Origin of the sequence: Pseudomonas sp. Root401, assembly GCF_001425105.1 — a bacterium.
Taxonomy (GTDB): domain Bacteria; phylum Pseudomonadota; class Gammaproteobacteria; order Pseudomonadales; family Pseudomonadaceae; genus Aquipseudomonas; species Aquipseudomonas brassicacearum.
On the sequence record NZ_LMDO01000062.1, the window covers coordinates 1 to 1,502 of the forward strand.

Below are 1,502 nucleotides of genomic sequence, written 5' to 3' on the forward strand. Positions count from 1 at the left end.
TTGGGCCAGGACGGTAGAATCAGTCGCAACCCTTGATGGGGAAAGTTGAGCCAGGCGGCGGCAATGTTGATACCGACACTGTCGGCTGGAGCCGGTGGATGGGCAGGACCGCTGCCGGGAATGTCCAGTTCATCGAGATTGAGGGGGGTGTTGTCGGCGGTGTCCATGGCATGCTCCCAGTCGGATGAGATCTGGGGTTATTCAATGCCTGAAATGGAGATGTGCCTACTGTCAGAGTTGACAGTAGGGCACACCCTCGGGACCATCCTTCCACCTGACAATTCTGTAAATCGCCTCTCAATCTCCTGTCAGGGGGCGCGCCGCTACTCTGTTAACCGTTCGCCAATTGGATAATAAATGCGCCCCCTTTTCTAAGTTTTTCTACGCTCTGGACCGCAAATCGACCTCGGCCACATCTGGGTCGTTCGAATAATAAGCGAACGGCTGCCCCCCGTTGCATAGCGATCTATATGCGCCCCTGGCGAAGGATTGCTCGGCGTTACGTGGGAGCGATGGGGCACGATATTCAAGTCACTGGGCCAGGCACCACAGTAATGGTCCACGTATTCGACCCTTGTGTACCAGAAACAGTAAAGGCCGTGAATCTGCGGACGCCCAGGGCAAGCCCAGGGACCTGTTTGCTCCAGTCGCCGCTGGCGTCGACGTCGGCATAGCCGCAAAAGGTGGTCACGTCCATGATGAGGACTTTCTGATATTTCGTCGCCTTACCGCTGAGGGTGACAGTGGTTGAGGTGGTGGAACCGCCGTCGGCGATATAATTGTCGCTGAGATCCTTCACCGACGCGATTGTCGGTGTCTCGACTGCAAGCACAGTCAGGGTATGCGCGGTCGAGACCGGATTGCTGCCATAGAGCCCCTTGGCGGTGAAGCTGTGCGTGCCCAAGCCGATCCCAGAATACCACGCCTCCCAGTCGCCGCTGGCATTGGCAGTTGTGCGTCCCCGCGAGGTGATGCCGTCGAAGATCTCGACATCCTGGCCATTCAACGCAGTGCCTCTCAGCACGAGGTTGCGCCAGATGGTGAACCCGTGGTCGGGGATATCATTATTATCATTGAACCCCCTCACCGATACGATTGTCGGTTTCCCGAGTGCAATCACAGTCAGGGTACGCGCGGTCGAGACCGGATTACTGCCATAAAGCCCCTTGGCGGTGAAGCTGTGGGTGGTCAGGGTAAGTCCGGTGAGCTGCTTACTCCAATCGCCGCTGGCGTCGACATCGGCGGTGCCGTTGGAAGTGGTGCCGTCGAAGATTTCCACTTTCTGGCTGTTCGACGCCTTACCGCTCAGCGTGACGGTGGTCGAGGTGGTGGATTCACCGTTGTCGATCTCTTCGCCGTTGGCATCCTTGACGTTATCGAGGGTCGGCGTCACCTGCACACCAATGTTGATGTGCAATATTTCTGAGGCAGAAGTCCCACCCCCAACCCGCTTCACCCAATACATCGCCTGCACCGTGCCATCGCGGTTGCCTTCGATCAAC

The 1,502-nt window shown here is 57.5% G+C and carries 1 pseudogene; it reads right to left on the reverse strand.

Annotated elements, in window-relative coordinates:
- Positions 1 to 526: 526 nt before the first annotated feature.
- Positions 527 to 1,502: pseudogene (locus tag ASC85_RS32540) on the reverse strand (hypothetical protein); the annotation flags it as partial.